Source organism: Rhizobium lusitanum (assembly GCF_014189535.1).
GTDB classification, from domain to species: Bacteria; Pseudomonadota; Alphaproteobacteria; order Rhizobiales; family Rhizobiaceae; genus Rhizobium; species Rhizobium lusitanum_C.
In genome coordinates this window covers 3,620,963-3,637,818 of sequence record NZ_CP050308.1, presented here as the reverse complement: position 1 = coordinate 3,637,818, position 16,856 = coordinate 3,620,963, and the positions used below count along the sequence as shown (strand labels likewise).

At 61.1% G+C, this 16,856-nt stretch carries 18 protein-coding genes; 12 read left to right on the top strand and 6 right to left on the bottom strand.

The features are described from left to right. Nucleotides 1-177 precede the first annotated feature (177 nt). Entirely contained in the window at nt 178-441 is a 264-nt protein-coding gene (locus HB780_RS31340) for an SEL1-like repeat protein (RefSeq protein ID WP_183692174.1), read from the bottom strand. 455 nt (nt 442-896) lie between these two features. Between HB780_RS31340 and HB780_RS31335 the strand changes: the two genes are divergently transcribed. From HB780_RS31335 to HB780_RS31325, 3 genes are all read left to right on the top strand, one after another. After that, nucleotides 897-1,235 (top strand): DUF2147 domain-containing protein, encoded by a 339-nt coding sequence (locus HB780_RS31335; RefSeq protein WP_183692172.1) that lies wholly within the window; start codon nt 897-899, stop codon nt 1,233-1,235. 227 nt (nt 1,236-1,462) lie between these two features. After that, complete coding sequence (locus tag HB780_RS31330; RefSeq protein WP_183692170.1) at nt 1,463-1,639, top strand: hypothetical protein; 177 nt, start codon at nt 1,463-1,465, stop codon at nt 1,637-1,639. A gap of 123 nt (nt 1,640-1,762) precedes the next feature. Next, complete coding sequence (locus HB780_RS31325) at nt 1,763-3,265, top strand: AMP nucleosidase (protein WP_183692168.1); 1,503 nt, start codon at nt 1,763-1,765, stop codon at nt 3,263-3,265. A 17-nt stretch (nt 3,266-3,282) separates the two neighbouring features. Here HB780_RS31325 and HB780_RS31320 read toward each other — a convergent pair whose 3' ends face one another. Beyond that, the gene (locus HB780_RS31320) at nt 3,283-3,513 is read right to left on the bottom strand and encodes a hypothetical protein (protein ID WP_183692166.1); all 231 of its coding nucleotides are present in this window, start codon (nt 3,511-3,513) and stop codon (nt 3,283-3,285) included. A gap of 156 nt (nt 3,514-3,669) precedes the next feature. Between HB780_RS31320 and HB780_RS31315 the strand changes: the two genes are divergently transcribed. Genes HB780_RS31315 through HB780_RS31305 form a run of 3 tightly spaced genes read left to right on the top strand, consistent with a single transcriptional unit; the run spans nt 3,670 to nt 5,663 of the window. Next, on the top strand, nt 3,670-4,029 hold the full coding sequence (locus HB780_RS31315) for a YciI family protein (protein ID WP_183692164.1): 360 nt from the start codon (nt 3,670-3,672) through the stop codon (nt 4,027-4,029). 10 nt (nt 4,030-4,039) lie between these two features. Next, nucleotides 4,040-4,402 (top strand): YciI family protein, encoded by a 363-nt coding sequence (locus HB780_RS31310; protein ID WP_183692162.1) that lies wholly within the window; start codon nt 4,040-4,042, stop codon nt 4,400-4,402. 19 nt (nt 4,403-4,421) lie between these two features. After that, nucleotides 4,422-5,663, top strand: a complete 1,242-nt coding sequence (locus HB780_RS31305) for an RNA polymerase sigma factor (RefSeq protein ID WP_183697663.1) — start codon at nt 4,422-4,424, stop codon at nt 5,661-5,663. Between the two features lie 6 nt (nt 5,664-5,669). On the opposite strand, the gene HB780_RS31300 is transcribed toward HB780_RS31305, so the two are convergent. After that, nucleotides 5,670-6,629 (bottom strand): lysylphosphatidylglycerol synthase domain-containing protein, encoded by a 960-nt coding sequence (locus HB780_RS31300; protein ID WP_183697660.1) that lies wholly within the window; start codon nt 6,627-6,629, stop codon nt 5,670-5,672. A 93-nt stretch (nt 6,630-6,722) separates the two neighbouring features. On the opposite strand from HB780_RS31300, the gene HB780_RS31295 reads away from it, so the two are divergent. The 3 genes from HB780_RS31295 to HB780_RS31285 are packed head-to-tail and all read left to right on the top strand — an operon-like array spanning nt 6,723 to nt 9,908. After that, nucleotides 6,723-7,742 carry a glycosyltransferase family 2 protein gene (locus tag HB780_RS31295; RefSeq protein WP_183692160.1) on the top strand — a complete coding sequence of 340 codons (1,020 nt, stop codon included), beginning with the start codon at nt 6,723-6,725 and terminating at the stop codon, nt 7,740-7,742. Beyond that, on the top strand, nt 7,735-9,231 hold the full coding sequence (locus HB780_RS31290) for a glycosyltransferase family 39 protein (protein WP_183692158.1): 1,497 nt from the start codon (nt 7,735-7,737) through the stop codon (nt 9,229-9,231). Before HB780_RS31295 ends, HB780_RS31290 begins: the two co-directional genes overlap by 8 nt. 56 nt (nt 9,232-9,287) lie before the next feature. Continuing rightward, nucleotides 9,288-9,908 (top strand): NUDIX hydrolase, encoded by a 621-nt coding sequence (locus HB780_RS31285; RefSeq protein WP_183692156.1) that lies wholly within the window; start codon nt 9,288-9,290, stop codon nt 9,906-9,908. On the opposite strand, the gene HB780_RS31280 is transcribed toward HB780_RS31285, so the two are convergent. Further along, the gene (locus tag HB780_RS31280; RefSeq protein ID WP_183692154.1) at nt 9,909-11,276 is read right to left on the bottom strand and encodes an aspartate aminotransferase family protein; all 1,368 of its coding nucleotides are present in this window, start codon (nt 11,274-11,276) and stop codon (nt 9,909-9,911) included. An 82-nt stretch (nt 11,277-11,358) separates the two neighbouring features. Here HB780_RS31280 and HB780_RS31275 point away from each other — a divergent pair, with 82 nt between their 5' ends. Then, nucleotides 11,359-12,699, top strand: coding sequence for a glutamine synthetase family protein (locus HB780_RS31275; RefSeq protein ID WP_183692152.1), 1,341 nt, complete (start codon nt 11,359-11,361; stop codon nt 12,697-12,699). A gap of 6 nt (nt 12,700-12,705) precedes the next feature. On the opposite strand, the gene HB780_RS31270 is transcribed toward HB780_RS31275, so the two are convergent. Further along, complete coding sequence (locus HB780_RS31270) at nt 12,706-13,653, bottom strand: diacylglycerol/lipid kinase family protein (protein ID WP_183692150.1); 948 nt, start codon at nt 13,651-13,653, stop codon at nt 12,706-12,708. 355 nt (nt 13,654-14,008) lie between these two features. Here HB780_RS31270 and HB780_RS31265 point away from each other — a divergent pair, with 355 nt between their 5' ends. Next, a complete protein-coding gene (locus HB780_RS31265; protein WP_286203200.1) occupies nt 14,009-15,217 on the top strand; it encodes an MFS transporter in 1,209 nt (402 codons plus the stop codon). Here HB780_RS31265 and HB780_RS31260 read toward each other — a convergent pair. Beyond that, entirely contained in the window at nt 15,182-15,586 is a 405-nt protein-coding gene (locus HB780_RS31260; RefSeq protein ID WP_183692145.1) for a winged helix-turn-helix transcriptional regulator, read from the bottom strand. The genes HB780_RS31265 and HB780_RS31260 overlap by 36 nt on opposite strands. A 103-nt stretch (nt 15,587-15,689) precedes the next feature. Between HB780_RS31260 and HB780_RS31255 the strand changes: the two genes are divergently transcribed. Beyond that, entirely contained in the window at nt 15,690-16,703 is a 1,014-nt protein-coding gene (locus HB780_RS31255; protein WP_183692143.1) for a zinc-binding alcohol dehydrogenase family protein, read from the top strand. Nucleotides 16,704-16,856: the final 153 nt, after the last annotated feature.

Here is a 16,856-nt window from a genome sequence, read left to right as displayed (position 1 = left end):
TTCCGGACGGAAAACCGCTTGCGCACTTTTCCTGGAATTACTTAGCACAACAAAAAACCGCGCCGGCCTTGTTTCCGGCCGGTCGCGGTCTCCCTGTTTAGTGGCAGCGCGCTTTTCCACCCGCTGCCGTTCGCCCCTCTTTTGAGGTTATTATTGTCGCATTCTTTGTGGCACGCTTCAGTGCATGGTCATCCATTCGCGGGCGGCGCGGAGCGCTGCGGCGAGCTGCATCTTGGTCAGCGTGGCGGCGACGTCGGCGCGAAGCTCGGCGGCGCGGTCGCTGCCCTTGATGGCGGCGATATTCAACCATTTATGGGCGGCAACCGGGTCTGCCTTGCAGCCCCTGCCGGTCGCATAGTTCACGCCCATTTCGCAAAGGGCATCGGCGCTGTTGCCACCCATCATGGCCATTTCAGACATCGGAATTTCGAAGCGTGCCATCGGTTTTATCCCTGTTTCAGTCTCGTTGCGTCTGCCCTGTTTTCCGTCCGGACCTTGCCGTCTATCGCAGCTTGGTGGCCCTTCCGGTCGGCGGGTTTGCCCCGCTCGTTTGATGGCTTCACTATCGCAGACGGCTTTCAAAAAACGACTAAAATGCATGCTTAATTCGATGCAAACAAAGTACAAATGCTTGGTAAATTTGGGATTTTGTTAAACATCGCTTCCCTTGCAAATTAAGGACTTTTGCGCGAGTTTTACCCATTGTTAAGATTTGGATTTAAACCCTTCCTTCACCATAAAAAGAGCCGGGTGATGAGAGATGCATTTTCTGCCCGGCGAAAATGGCCGGCAAAACGGGAGCTTCACGCCCTGGAACATATTTACCTTTACGTTCGCGTAAGCTAATTTCGCCGTGATCCCGGCTATGGGAACGGGAGACTTTCGGGAGGAAAGACATGATCCGCAACACCATCATCACTGTCGCGCTGCTCTTGAGCGCGGGCGCCGCTTTCGCCGACGAGCCGATCGTCGGCAATTGGAAGACCGTGGCGGGCGACACCGCCGCCATCACGCCCTGCGCTGACAGCTATTGCGTGACATTGAAAACCGGCAAATATGCCGGCCGGCAGATCGGCAAGATGCAAGGCAAGGGTGGCGCCTATACCGGCGAGATCACCGACCCCGCCGCCGATAAAACCTATGCCGGCTCCGGCACCACGAGCGGCAGCACTTTGAAGATGCAGGGCTGCGTCTTGAAGGTTTTCTGCAAATCGCAGACCTGGACGAAGCTTTAAAAACCCTTCGCCTTATCGGCAAGGCTCAGCGAGGGCGGGAGCTTTCACGCCCTCTCATCCGCCGTCCGGACTGGCACGGCGCGTTGCATTTCCACTTCTCGCGCCTTCGATCCAGGCCCATTTTCCCGGTCATCTTCCTGAACGCCGGATGAACCGGTATCTCAGCACCCGTTCAGGCTGACCATGGCAAAACAGTGTCCAGTATAGGGCACGGTAGGGCCAGGAATATGAATTCGATCATCATGGCATGGCGTTTCGCAGTTATCATGCTGTTTGCCGCCGTTTTTGCATTCACGTTTTCGATGGCGGTAGAACATACCGGTCGCAGCGGCGCGCAATCGCATTTCGGCGCAAGCTTCACTTGCCTGCAAACAGGAGCCCCCTATTGCACTACGGTGCAATAGTCGGGGACCTCTGGCCGATTTTCAAGAACTGAACCGCGCAACGGCATAAAAATAGCTGCGAGAATCCCAGATCGTGCCTTGCAACGTCGTTTGCTTGTTAAAGATGCCACTATATAATAGCGCATGAGCAACCGAATCTCTCCCTTTTCGCCCCTCGAAATCTCGTCCCCCAGCCCGTTTCAGCCGCGGAGCTTTACCGATCCCGGCAAGGCAGTCGAGGCTCTGGCCGAGCTTTACGACCGCAACACCGCCTTCCTGATCGACAATTTCGCCAGGCTCGCCAAAGGTGAGCCGATCACGGCGCGCTACCGCGCCTTCTACCCGCAGGTCAGCATCGAGACGACCAGCTTCGGCCATGTCGACTCGCGCCTTTCCTACGGCCACGTCACGGCGCCCGGCGTCTATACCACCACCATCACCCGCCCGAAGCTCTTCAAGCACTATCTGAAGGAGCAGCTTGCGCTGCTGATGCGCAGCCATAATGTGCCGGTGGTGGTGTCGGAATCGACGACGCCGATCCCGCTGCATTTCGCTTTCGGCGAAGGAGCCTATGTAGAGGCGTCCGCTGCCGGCTTCGACGATATCCCGCTGCGCGACCTCTTCGATACGCCGGACCTGAACACCACGGACGATGAAATCGCCAATGGCGAATATATTCCGCCACCGGGTGAGCCCTCGCCGCTTGCGCCGTTTACCGCGCAGCGCATCGACTATTCGCTTGCCCGCCTCTCCCACTATACGGCGACAAGTGCCGCGCATTTCCAGAACTTCGTGCTGTTCACGAACTATCAGTTCTACGTCGACGAATTCTGCAACTGGGCGCGTGACATGATGGCCAAGGGCGGCGACGGCTATACCGCCTTCGTCGAGCCGGGCAACATCACCACGCCAGCCGGCTCCAGCCAGCCGGAAGGAGACACGACCCCGCCGCGGCTGCCGCAGATGCCGGCCTACCATCTGAAGAAGAAGGGTCATGCCGGCATCACGCTGGTCAATATCGGCGTCGGTCCGTCCAACGCCAAGACCATCACCGACCACGTCGCCGTGCTGCGCCCGCATGCCTGGCTGATGCTCGGCCATTGCGCCGGCCTGCGCAACAGCCAGCGCCTCGGCGACTATGTGCTGGCACATGCCTATATGCGCGAGGATCACGTTCTCGACGACGACCTGCCGGTCTGGGTGCCGATCCCGGCGCTCGCCGAAGTTCAGGTAGCACTGGAAGCAGCCGTCGCCGAAATCACCGGCTTCGAAGGCTTCGAGCTGAAGCGCATCATGCGTACCGGCACGGTCGGCACCATCGATAACCGCAACTGGGAGCTTCGCGATCAGGCTGGACCGGTCAAGCGCCTGTCGCAGGCCCGCGCCGTGGCGCTGGACATGGAGTCAGCAACCATCGCCGCCAACGGCTTCCGCTTCCGCGTTCCCTACGGCACCCTGCTCTGCGTCTCGGACAAACCGCTGCACGGCGAGCTGAAACTGCCGGGCATGGCGACCGCCTTCTACCGCACCCAGGTGAACCAGCACCTGCAGATCGGCATCCGCGCCATCCAGAAACTCGCCGAAATGCCGCCGGAAAAGCTGCATTCACGTAAGCTGCGCAGCTTTTTTGAGACGGCGTTTCAATAAGCGATAGGGCTTAGGCCTTACTGTCCTCCGGCAGATATCGCATACGTCTGAGCAGCGGCCGCAATTTGCGGCCGTTCGCTGTTTGGCTCGGCGGTCCAGCTCAAGCATAGGATCACCACGGCAAGAACGGCAAATCCGATCATCGTGCGAAGTATGACTTCGCGGGGATTGAACATTTGCAGTATCTCTTGCTCTGACAGCGTCTTCCTGTGCCAGTGATAGATGAGTGCTGCTTCCAGATTATACATCGCCGTCTCTCCTTTGATGATGCCGAGAACTGGTCGACTGGCTTCGGCTCTTTTCGACAGCAATCAAAATTTTTGTCATGCTGCGGATCGGGATGTCGATTTGCGCGCGGCCCGTTCGTCTATGGCTGTCAGCAAATGGAAAAGGAGACGGCTGCGATGAAATATCTTTGTCAGGTCTGGTTCGACGGCACGGCGCTCGCCGCCAGGACCGAGGAGGAAAAACATAGGCTCGGTTTGGAGTCGCTCGGCTACGACCGGGATCTGATGGCAAGCGGGCACATGATCCACGCCGAGGCGCTGCAATCGCCAAGCGCGGCGGTGACCGTGCGGGTGCGCAACGGCGAGACCTCTGTGACGGATGGCCCCTTTATCGAGACCAAGGAATATCTCGGCGGCTTCATCCTGATCGACGCCAAGGATCTGAATGACGCCATCCGCGTTGCGGCGGGCATTCCGCTCGCAAAGCTCGGTGCCATCGAAGTGCGGCCGATCCATTCCTTTGGTCCCGAACTCTGAGGAGGCGACGATGAAGTTTCTCTGCCAGGTCTGGTTCGACACCGCCGAGATCGCTACCCTTACTGAGGAGGAAGGACGGCGACTGACGCAGGAGTCTGTCGATAACGACAACCGGCTGCGCGATAGCGGACATCTTATCGTCGCCAACGCCTTGCGGGAGCCGGAGACCGCAAGGACCGTGCGGGTGCGCAAAAGCGAGGCCACGGTCACCGACGGTCCCTTCGCCGAGATAAAAGAGCATCTCGGCGGTTTCGTGCTGATAGAGGCGAAGGACATGGACGAAGCGACACGCATCGCCGCCACCTTTCCCGTCGCCCGATATGGCGAGATCGAAGTCCGGGCAGCCTATGACATCCGGTTTCCGGATGAATAGAAGAGAAACGGCCGTGTCCCTGAACGCAACCATCGACGATATCTACCGCAGCCAGTCGCGCCGCGTGCTGGCGACGCTGATCCGTCTGCTGGGCGATTTCGACCGGGCCGAGGAGGCGCTGCACGATGCCTTCGCGGCAGCGGCCCAGCAATGGACGGAGGAGACGATCCCGGCCAATCCCCATGCCTGGCTGGTCTCGGCCGGGCGTTTCCGGGCCATCGACCACATACGGCGGCGCACGCGCTTCGACGCCTCGAGGGCCGATATCGCCGACAGCCTCTATCCGGAGGGCGAGATGCTGGAGATCGCCGAGAGCCAGGAGATCGAAGACGATATGCTGCGGTTGATCTTCACCTGCTGCCATCCGCTCATTCCCGCCGAAGCACAGATGGCAATGGCGCTGCGCGAGGTCTGCGGCCTGACGACGGAAGAGATCGCCCACGCCTTTCTTGTTCCGGCACCAACCGTCGCCCAGCGCATCGTCCGCGCCAAGAACCGCATCCGCACCGCCCATATTCCCTATGAAGTGCCGGCGAAAACCGAGCTCCCTGCACGGCTGGCGCAGGTGCTGCACGTCATCTATCTCGTCTTCAACGAAGGCTATTCCGCCTCCTCGGGCGCGGCGGTCATCCGCGCCGACCTTGCCACCGAGGCGATTCGCCTCGGCCGCCTGCTGCTGACGCTGCTGCCCGATCTGGAGGTAGCCGGTCTGCTGGCGATGATGCTGCTGCAGGATTCGCGGCGCTCGGCACGGGCAAGCGCCTCCGGCGATCTCATTCTGCTTGCCGATCAGGACCGTACGCTCTGGGATGGCTCGAAAGTCCGCGAGGGGCTGGCATTCGCAGCCAAGGCGATGGCGGGAGAAAGCGTCGGCGGCTATGCGCTGCAGGCCGCGATTGCCGCCGAACATGCGCGTGCGGCAACGACGGACCAAACCGACTGGCAGCAGATCGTGACGCTTTACAATCTGTTGCTGGTGGCGCATCCCTCGCCGGTGGTCGAGCTCAACCGGGCCGTCGCGGTTTCGATGTGCGATGGGCCGGCGGCGGGGCTGCGGATCGTGGAAGGCCTACTTGGCGAGGATCGGCTGGCTAGGTATCACCTCGCCCACGCGGCAAGAGCCGACTTCCTCCGCCAGCTCAACCGCAAAGACGAGGCTCGACAAGCTTACGAAACCGCGCTCTCGTTTTGCCATCAGGCGCCTGAGCAAGCCTTCCTGCGCAAGCGACTGGCCGAACTTGCCGACAAGACCGGACAGTAGGCCCGGTCAGGCGCGTTTCCTGGAGGCGAGCAGGCCGAGCGCTGTCCCGGTCAGCGCGGATACCACGATCAGCAGATGCGCGTTTATGCTGGCCTGCGCCAGATTGTCGAGGGCGGCCTTTTCGCCCGATGCCCCGAAGGCCATCGCGCCGGCAGTGATACCGGCCGGATAGGTGCCGACGCCGCCGGGTGCATGTACCGGTAATACCGACGAAAGCTCGCCGCCGAGCGCACCGCCGAAGCTGGCCGAGAGCGGCGTGACATTCATCAGGCCGAGCGCCCAGGCAAGTACGGCGACCTTCACCAGCCAGTTGACCACCGTCGTCAGCCAGGCGCGGGCAAAGGCACCAGCATTGGCGGGCAAGCCGCGTTCCAGCTCATGCACCAGCCCCTGCGCCTTTTTCGGCAAAGCATTGGCGGCGAAGCGGATCAACGGCTGGCGCAGAGCAAAGCCGGCAACCGGCAGGAGCAGGAAGGCAACCCACACGACCCAGGCAAGCGCCGGATAGGGCGAGGCAAGCGCAAGGCCGATACCGGCTGCGGCCAGCAGCGCATGCAGGTCGAACAGCCGCATGACAAACAGTGCCGAAGTGCTGCGCGCCAGCGGAATGCCGAATTCAGAGCGCATCAGCACGGGGAAGCTGGTCTCGCCGGCACGGAAGGGCATCATGATGTTGAGGAGATTGTGAATCTGCGTCACGCGGAAGAGTGCGGCGAAATGGCCGCCAGTCTCCTTTGGGAAATAGTCGTAGATGCGCCAGGTGCGCAGAAAATAGGTGCCGGTCAGAAGCGCCAGCGCCAATAGGATGGGCAGGGCGCCGACCTTGCCCCATTGCGCCAGGATCGAGCTCCAGCCCCAGAACCACTCGATGAAGGCGGCATAGGCAAGCACGACGGCAAGCGTGAGCAGCGTCATGCGGTTGCGAATAAACCAGCTCTGTCGGCTGGCAACCATCGGAGTCTTCATGTAGTAGAGCACCCAACGCGAGCGGAGGCAGACGCCGGACATGTCGCTCGCTCCGTCCGGCAGGTTCTGTCGGTCTTTTAGGAGAAAGAACAGTTGCAGACAACGGCAGAGTCGATCCTCTCCCTGGCAGACACGACAAGCGCCCTTGAGCTTTCGCTGGTCGTGCCGGTCTTTAACGAGGAAGAAAGCGTCGAACCGCTGATCGAGCGCATCTGTTCGGCCATGGTGAATTTCACCAAGCCCTGGGAACTGATCCTGATCGACGACGGCAGCACGGACGCCACGCTTGCCAACGCACGCCGCTCGCTCGGACGCGAGGGGCTGAAGCTGCGTATCGTCGAGCTTCAGCGCAATTTCGGGCAGACCGCCGCCATGCAGGCCGGCATCGACGCCGCCACCGGCCGGCTGATCGCCACCATGGACGGCGACCTTCAGAACGACCCGAAGGATATCCCCTCGATGGTTGATGAGCTGGAACGGCGGCAGCTCGACCTGCTCGTCGGCTGGCGCAAAAACCGCCAGGACGGACTTTTCCTGCGCAAGATCCCCTCCTGGTGCGCCAATTATCTCATCGGCCGCATCACCGGCGTCAAGCTGCACGATTATGGTTGCAGCCTGAAAATCTACCGCGCCACGATCATCAAGCAGGTGAAGCTGATGGGCGAGATGCACCGCTTCATCCCGGCCTGGGTCGCCGGCGTCGTGCCGAGCTCGCGCATCGGCGAAGTCGCCGTTACGCATCATGCGCGCCAGCACGGCACGTCGAAATACGGGATTTCGCGCACCTTCCGCGTCATTCTCGATCTTCTGTCGGTGATGTTCTTCATGCGCTACAAGGCGCGGCCGGGCCATTTCTTCGGCTCTCTCGGCCTCGGCCTCGGGGCGCTTGCCGCAATAGTGCTGTTCTGGCTCTTCATCGACAAGTTCATCTTCGGCGACGATATCGGCAACAGGCCGCTGCTGTTGGTCGGCATCGTGCTGCTGCTGTCGTCCGTGCAGATGATCACGACGGGCATTCTCTCGGAAATGATCGCCCGCATCTATTATCGCGACGATCTGTCCCCGAATTATATCGTCCGCAAGATATTCGATCGGAATGATTTGGATGCATAGACTTCTGGTCCGCCGGCCAGATGCTATTATCCTCTTGCTTGCCGGTTACTTCCTTCTCGAGTTCGCGGTGCGGCTCGTCATGCCACATGGCATGCGATACGACGAGTCGCAGCAGGCATTGTTCTCGCAATGGCTAACGCTCGGCTACGATTCCCAGCCGCCGCTTTATAATTGGGTGCAGGCGCTGGTCGTCTCCATCTTCGGCCTGTCGCTGACGACAATCTCCATCGTCAAGAATGTCGTCCTGTTCCTGGTCTATTTCAGCTATTACAAGCTGGCGAAGGAGGTGCTGTCGGACAAGGTGTTCGCGGCGATCGCCACGCTGTCGCTACTGACGATGCCACAGCTGTTCTGGGAGGCGCAGCGCGACCTGACGCATACGGTGACACAGCTCCTGGCCATCAATCTCTTTCTCTATGGTACGATCCGCACTCTGAAGGCACCCAGCACAGGCTCCTACGTACTCACCGGCGTAGCGCTCGGCATCGGCATGCTGTCAAAATACAATTTCGCTTTGCTTGCCGCTGCCGCCACCGTCGCGGTCCTGATGCATCCGCAAGGCCGTGCGCGCATCTTCGACAAACGTTTCCTGCTGACCCTGCTGATCGCCGCTTTGACCTTCCTGCCACACGGGCTTTGGCTGATCCACAATCTCGACATCGCCTCCGGGCGCACCTTGGGGATCATGGGGCAGAATGCACCCAAAAGTGCCTTTACCAAGCTGCTGAAGGGACCACTGGAATTCGTGAAGCTGGTCGTCGTCATCGTCGCGCCGACGCTCCTGGTCTATTGGCTCGTCTTCGGGAAGAGCTTCTTCGGGAACTTGCGGCAGTCGAACGAATGGACGCGTTTTTTTGAAGTCCTGTTCGCCGTGATCGCCGCGCTAGTGCTGATCCTGATCATCGCCATCGGCATGACGGCGCTTCGGGACCGCTGGCTGATGCCATTTCTGTTCCTGCTGCCGATCTATGTCTGCCTGAAGATGGACGTGGCTGGCGTCAAGGCGGCGGATTTCGGCAAGCGCTTCTTCTTTGTCCCGCTGGCCATGATGTTGTTCGTCCCGGTGCTGCTTTGGGTTTGCGCTACCTTTCCGCTGCTCTTCGGCTCCTATGAGCATTACAACAGCCCCTACCCCACCTTCGTTCGCCAGGTCGTCGAGACGGAAGGCAAGAAGCCGGGGCTGATGCTGACGGATAATTGGTTACCGGCAGGCAATCTGCATTTGCAGCTGCCCGATGTGCCGACCATGTCGCTCTTCTTCGGAAATCTGACGGCAGACTATGTGTGGACCGCAGACCGGCCGATCCTTGTCGTCTGGCAGCCGAGAAGCGACGGCGCGGGAATGCCGGCGCCATTGACCAACTGGCTGCATGACACGCTCGGTCCGCAATATGCCTCACCGGAGGTCAAGCTCGCGGATGTTCAGTATATGAGCGGCAAACCCGGTGATACGATGTCCTTCGCCTATGCTTGGGTCTACCCGAAATAACCGTCGACCATTCGATCCGCGGGGACTGCTGCTCGATTTCAACGCTGGAACCGCTGATGAACCCGACCGACACGCCTGAGAACGCTCTGCCTGACTCCGCCGATCTTCCACCATGGCAGGTTAAAAGCTCCACCCAGCTGCTGCACGACCGGTGGCTGAAAGTCCGAGCTGACGCCTGCGTCACGGCGGAGGGGGTGGAGATTGCGCCCTATTATGTGCTGGAATATCCAGACTGGGTGGAAGTGGTGGCGCTTGATGCCGAGGACAACATCTATCTGGTCCAACAATATCGCCACGGTCTGGGTGTCGTCGCATTGGAACTGCCGGGCGGTGCTATTGACGCGAGCGATGCCAGTCCGGTCGAGGCGGCGGCGCGAGAATTGAGGGAAGAGACCGGGCTCTCTGCTCCTGAATGGGAGCATGTCGGCAGCCTTGCCGCCAACCCTGCTACCCACACCAACCTTTGCCACATCGTACTTGCCCGCAATGTCGAACTCACCGCGAAGCCCTCGGACGATCCGACCGAGCGCATCCGCCTCATTCGCATGCCGATCCGGCAGGCTATCGGGCTGGCGCTCGAGGGCAAGATGATCCAGGTCATTCATGTCGCGGCACTGACGCTTGCCCTGCACAAGGCGGGCAAGTGGGATGCGCCATCCTTGCCGGATAAGAGCTGACTACGCTCTGACGTCCGCCCAGACGGCATCCAGCGCCAGCCGGGTGATCCGGACCATCTCGTCCACCTGATCGTGGCTGATGATCAGCGGCGGCGAGGCCAGCATGCGGTCGGCGGTGGCGCGTAACACAAGACCATTGGTCAAAGCGTGATTGCGCACTGCCGAGCCGATCGCATCCGGCTTTTCAAAGCGGCGGTGGGTGGATTTGTCGGCGGCGAGCTGCAGCGCGCCCATCAGCCCGATGCTGACGGCTTCGCCAACCATCTCATGGTCCGCAAGACCGCCCCACACCTTGGCGAAGTAGGGACCGATGTCGTCGCGGACGCGCTCGATCAGCTGTTCGTCCTCGATGATCCGGAGATTTTCCAAGGCGGCGGCGGCGCAGACCGGGTGGCCGGAATAGGTGAAGCCGTGGTTGAACTCGCCGACATCGTTGATCAGCACATCGGCGATGCGGTCGCTGACCAGCACGCCGCCGATCGGCAGATAGCCCGATGACAGGCCCTTGGCGATGGGAGCAAGATCGGGCTCGACGCCGAAATGCTGGTAGCCGAACCAGGAGCCGAGCCTTCCAAAGCCGCAGATCACCTCGTCGCAGACCAGCAGAATGTTTCTCGCCTTGCAGATACGGGCGATTTCCGGCCAATAGGTCGAAGGTGGAATGATGACGCCGCCTGCCCCTTGCACCGGCTCAGCGATGAAGGCCGCGACATTGTCTTCGCCCAGCTCATCGATCTTCTCTTCCAGCTCGCGGGCGACCTTGAGGCCGAATTCCTCCGGCGAGAGATCGCCGCCTTCGCCGTACCAATAGGGCTGCCCGATATGGACGACGCCGGGGATCGGCAGGTCGCCCTGCTCGTGCATGTACTTCATGCCGCCCATGCTGGCGCCGGCAACGGTGGAGCCGTGATAGCCGTTCCTGCGGGCGATAACGGTCTTCTTCGCCGGCTGGCCGATAGCGCTCCAGTAGACGCGCGCCATGCGGAACCAGGTGTCGTTGGCTTCCGAGCCGGAATTGGTGAAGAAGACATGATTGAAGTGCGGGCCGGCGTGGGCGCAGACTTTCTGCGACAGCAGCGTCACCGGCGTCGTCGTCGTGCCGAAAAAGGTGTTGTAATAAGGCAGCTCGTTCATCTGCCGGATGGCGGCATCGGCGATCTCCGTTCGCCCGTAGCCGATATTGACGCACCAGAGCCCCGCAAAGCCATCGAGATATTTCTTGCCGTTGCTGTCGAAGATATAGACGCCCTGGCCACGCTGGATGATCCGCGCGCCGTCGGCGTTCAACTTCTTCATGTCCGCGAAGGGATGGAGATGATGAGCGGCATCGATGGCGGCGAGATTGGAGCGGCTGGAAGTGTCGGGCATCGTTTGCAGAATCCCTATCCGATTGAAAGGCTGGCTTCGATCGTTTACGACCATGACGTGAGCATCGGGGAATGACAAGGGCATGGCGGCTGACAACGCGACCAAGGGTACGGCACGCATCGAAGTGCTGATCGCCGACATGAACGGCCGCCTTCGCGGCAAGCAGATCCCCATCGAGGCCGAAAAGAAGGTCTTGAGTGGCGCGGTGCGCGTGCCGACCTCGACACAATCGCTGGATATCTGGGGCTATGACAATGACGAGATCACCGGCCTGTCGATGACCATCGGCGACCCCGACGGCATCTGCGTCGCCGATCCGCGCACACTCGCCGACATGCCCTGGGCGCCGCCGGGATCGAAACAGGTTCTCGCCACCATGCATGAGCTCGACGGCAGCCCGAGTTTCCAGGACCCGCGCGCGATCCTCAGCTCCGTCCTCGAACGCTACAAGGCGCTCGGCTTGACGCCCGTGGTCGCGACCGAGCTGGAATTCTATCTGCTTGCCGGCGACTGGCGCGAACGCGGCACCCCCTCGCCGCCGCCGGCGCTGATGTATCGCGGCGAACCGAACGGCTACCAGCTCTACGACATGGATGCTGTCGACCTGCTCGGCGACTATCTCGAAACCCTGCGCGCCTATGCCAAGGCGCAGAACCTACCGGCCGATGCGACCACCGCGGAGTTCGGCCCCGGCCAATTCGAGGTCAACCTGCTGCATCGCCCGGATGCGCTGGCCGCCGCCGACGATTGCATCCTCCTGAAACGGGTGGCCGAACAGGCGGCACGCAAACACGGCCTGAAATCGACCTGCATGGCGAAGCCCTATACAGACCATGCCGGCTCCGGCCTGCATGTGCATGCCAGCATTATCGACGACAAGGGCCACAATATTCTCGACGCTAAGGGCGGCGAGCCGGTGAAACTGAAATCGATCTCTGCCGGCCTGCTGCAGACTCTGCTGGATGCGCAGCTGGTCTTTGCGCCCTATGCCAATTCCTATCGCCGCTTCCAGCCGGGCTCGTTTGCGCCGATAGACCTCACCTGGGGCTACGGCCATCGCGGGACCGCCATACGCATTCCCGAAAAGGATGGACCGGGCGCGCGTATCGAACACCGTGTCGCCGGCGCCGATGCCAATCCCTACCTGATGCTGGCGGCAATCCTCGGCGGCATATTGCTGGGGCTGGAGAACGATCTCGATCCCGGCGAAGAGACAACACCAAACCATGTGCCGGCCGATGCGCCACGACTGACGCATGACTTCCTCACCGCCGTCGAGCGCTTCAGCACCTCCCCGTTCATCGCCGATATTTTCGGGATGCGATATCAGAAGCTCTATGGCGACACGAAGCGCAAGGAAGCGATCAGCCACCTGCGCACCGTTTCCGACTTCGATTACCGGACCTATCTGCCGCGGCTTTGATCAATTTCAGACGATCGCGCTGCGAGCCGTGTCTTCCTCGGCGGCGCGCGTCGCCGTGCCCTGCCGGATCATCACCTTCAGTTCGCCGGCATGAAGCTTGAGCGTGACATCGCGTTGCAGCGGAAGAAGCTCGCCGTCCATGACGCAATTGGCGAGGCTGCGCAGCTTCGGGAAATGCAGGTGTACTTCCCGCGTATGCATGACCATGACATCGGCGTTCTCGCGGAACCGACCGCGCAGCATATCGACGGCAAGCCGGGCGACGCCCAGCGGCCGCAGCGGCCTTGCCGTATAAAAACCAAGCTCGCCGCTGCGCAGATCGTCGGCATAAAGCAGTGCATTGGCACCATAGGGGTTGTTGGAAACCGAAATCGCCGAGACATGCCGGTGCTCGCGACGTCCTTCCACTTCGAAATCAACGGCGAACTCCGGCGGGTTGACGATGACGCCGAAGGCGGCGCGGGTGCTGGCCGATATCTTGCCGATGCGCGAGCGGTAGGTATAGGCGTTGCGGTAACGCACCATGCGCGCATGCAGGCCTGCGGAAAACTGGTGAATGAAGGGCCGACCGTTGGCGCTGCCGATATCGACCTGCTCGACCTCCCCGGTCGCCAGCACGTCCAGCACCTGCCAGATATCGAGCGGCAGCTTCAGCGACCGCGCAAAGAGGTTCATGGTTCCGGCCGGAATGACGCCGAGCGCGACGCCGTTTTTCCAGGCGACGGAGGCTGCCGCCGAGATCGTACCATCACCGCCGCCGGCAACGATGCCGTCGATATCGTCGCGTCGCGCCGCGCGCTCCATCGCCGCCACCACTTCTCCGCCCGAGACGACCAGACCCTCGAAATCATGCCCGGCATCCCGGAAAACCTGCTCCGCCTTCTTTTCGTAGGCGGCCATGTCCGTGGTTTTGAACGTACCGCCATCGCGGTTGAAAAAGCCGATCAGTTTCATAAAAGCTCTCGGTTTTCTCACCAAATGGGTTTCAGGAAGGAGCTGATCCCCACGCCTGCTCCTTCACAGATGGTTCCAACCGCCACGATTTCAAGCATTCGATGCCAGTTGCGGCCGAGACGGCGAGTGGCTGGTGGGCGAGGATGCGCAAGTACTTATGCGTGAAGCGGTATGCTGCACTGCAAAAAACGCACGCGACAGAGGTATGGCACCAAACATACTATCGCGCGAGGCATGTTCGTGCCTTCCCGATCTTTTCAGTTTCTATGCTGTGCCCGAAGCCTCTATCCCAGGTTTCGCTGCCTGCCTCGCGGCGCTTCTGCATGATCGCCGACATGGAGTTTTCGTGAGCGATATCACCGCCGACGTCATCGATTCCCAATCCGTCCTCGAGACGCCGTCGCGTGCTGCGATCGCGCTCGTCACGTTGGCTCTCGCGGTCGGCAGCTTCGGCATCGGCACCGGCGAATTCGTCATCATGGGGCTGTTGCCCGAGGTCGCCAATACCTTCGGCGTTTCCACTCCGCAGGCGGGCCATGTCATCAGTGCCTATGCGCTCGGCGTTGTCGTTGGCGCGCCGATCATCGCCGTTCTCGCCGCCAAGATGGCGCGGCGCACGCTGCTCCTTCTGATGATGGCGATCTTCGCGGCGGGCAATATCTCCAGCGCCTTCGCTCCGAGCTTCGAGAGCTTCGCCGCCCTGCGTTTCATCACCGGCCTGCCGCATGGCGCCTATTTCGGCGTTGCAGCACTCGTGGCCGCCTCGATGGTGCCGGTTCATCGTCGCGTCCGTGCCGTTGGCCAGGTCATGCTCGGCCTTACCATCGCTACCCTGATCGGCACGCCGATCGCCACCTTCCTCGGCCAGATCCTGAATTGGCGGGCTGCCTTTATGCTGGTCGGCGGCATCGGCCTCGCGACCATGCTGCTGATCGCCCTGTTCCTGCCCAAGGACCGGGTTGAGGAAGGCGCCAGCATCACCCGCGAGCTCGGCGCACTCAAGCGCATTCAAGTCTGGTTGACGCTCGGCATCGCAGCCGTCGGCTTCGGCGGCATGTTCTCGGTCTTCAGCTATGTCGCGACGACAACAACGCAAGTTGCCGGTCTGGGTACCGCCATGGTGCCCGTCGTGCTGGCGCTCTTCGGCATCGGCATGAATGTCGGCAACGTCGTCGGCTCGCGCCTCGGCGACCTATCGATCAAGGGCACGATCGGCGGCATGATGGTCTTCAACGTCATCGTCATGACGCTGTTTTCGCTGACCGCCGCCAATCCGATAATGCTCTGTCTCTGTGTCTTCCTGATCGGCTGCGGCTTTGCCGCGTGCCCTGCCGTGCAGACGCGGCTGATGGATGTCGCCGCAGATGCACAGACGCTTGCTGCCGCCTCCAATCATTCCGCCTTCAACATCGCCAATGCGCTCGGCGCCTGGCTCGGCGGCATGGTGATTGCCTGGGGCTTTACCGCGGCTGCGACCGGTTATGTCGGCGCGGTCCTCTCTGTCCTCGGCCTTGTTGTCTTCGGGATCTCAATTGCCCTGGAGCGCAACAGCCGGAGTGCATGAGGCTGGCGAAAGCCGCACCTCCTGCTTGCCGGTATGGCAGAGGACATTTTCCTCACCCCAGACGGCCATCGCCTTGATGAGCGGTTCCAGGCTGGTGCCAAGTGGCGTCAGCGCATAGTCGACGCGTGGCGGCACGACCGGGAAAACGGTACGCGAGACCAGACCGGACACTTCCAGTTCCCGTAGCTGCTTCGTCAGCATGCGCTGCGTCACCGACGGCAGCTTTCGGCGGATCTCATTGAAACGCAGCGTCCCTTCCATCAGATGGAACAGGATCACGCCCTTCCACTTGCCATCGAGCAGGCTCAACGTCGCCTCGACCGGGCAACCGGGGAAATTCCCGACGAGCTTGGCGCGGGGTAGTGACATCGACAGTATCCTTTTAGGTACTACGTACAGAATTTGTGCATTCTTGTATGTTCCATACATAAGACGCATCTGGATCCTGTGCAACGAATATAGGAGCTTTGCCATGCGTGCCGTCGCTTACAAGATCCCCCAGCCGATTTCCGCCGAGACGTCGCTTCTCGACGTCGATCTCCCGACACCCGAAGCCAAGGGCCGCGATCTCCTGGTCGAAATCAAGGCTGTCTCCGTCAATCCGGTCGATATCAAAGTCCGTGCCAGCGCCGCCCCCGCCGAAGGCGAATACAAGGTGATCGGCTGGGATGCCGCCGGTGTCGTCAAGGCAGTCGGTCCCGATGTCACCATGTTCAAGCCCGGCGACGAGGTTTTCTACGCTGGCGCCATCAATCGCGGCGGCTCGAACGCCGAGTTTCAGCTGGTGGACGAGCGCATTGTCGGCGCCAAGCCGAAGAGCCTCGATTTCGCTGCGGCAGCTGCCCTGCCGCTCACCTCGATCACCGCTTACGAGACATTGTTCGACCGCCTCAAGGTTCAGGACCCTGTCCCGGGTGCCGCCAATGCCATCCTCATCATCGGCGGTGCCGGCGGCGTCGGCTCGATCGCTATCCAGATCGCTCGGGCACTGACCGGCCTGACCGTGATTGCCACCGCCTCTCGGCCGGAAACCCAGGCTTGGGTGAAGGAACTCGGCGCCCACCACGTCATCGATCACTCCAAGCTATTGGCGCCTCAAATCGAAGCCCTTGGCATCGGCGCCCCGGCCTTCGTCTTCGCGACCACCAACACCAGCGATCATATCGCCTCGATCGTGGAAATCATCGCGCCACAGGGCCGCTTGGGGCTGATCGACGATCCGAAGGTGCTCGATATCGTCCCCTTTAAGCGCAAGGCGATCTCGATCCATTGGGAGATGATGTTCGTCCGCCCGCTCTTCAACACGGCCGACATGATCGAGCAGCACCGGCTGTTGACCACGGTCGCCGAACTGGTCGATGCCGGCAAGATCCGAACCACGCTCACCGAAACGCTGGGCACGATCAACGCCGCCAACCTGAAGAAAGCACATGCGCTGGTCGAGACCGGCAAAATGAAGGGCAAGGTCGTTCTGGCCGGCTTCTGAGGCTCATTCATTCGCTCACACGGCCGGGTGCAAACCGCCCGGCCAAGCCATTTTTGGTCCTTCTGAAATAGTGATTGCTGCAATGCAAAAGCCGTTGGCTGCGCAATCGAATTTTTACTGCGACATTATGGCATTAACCGTCTCGCCCACTTG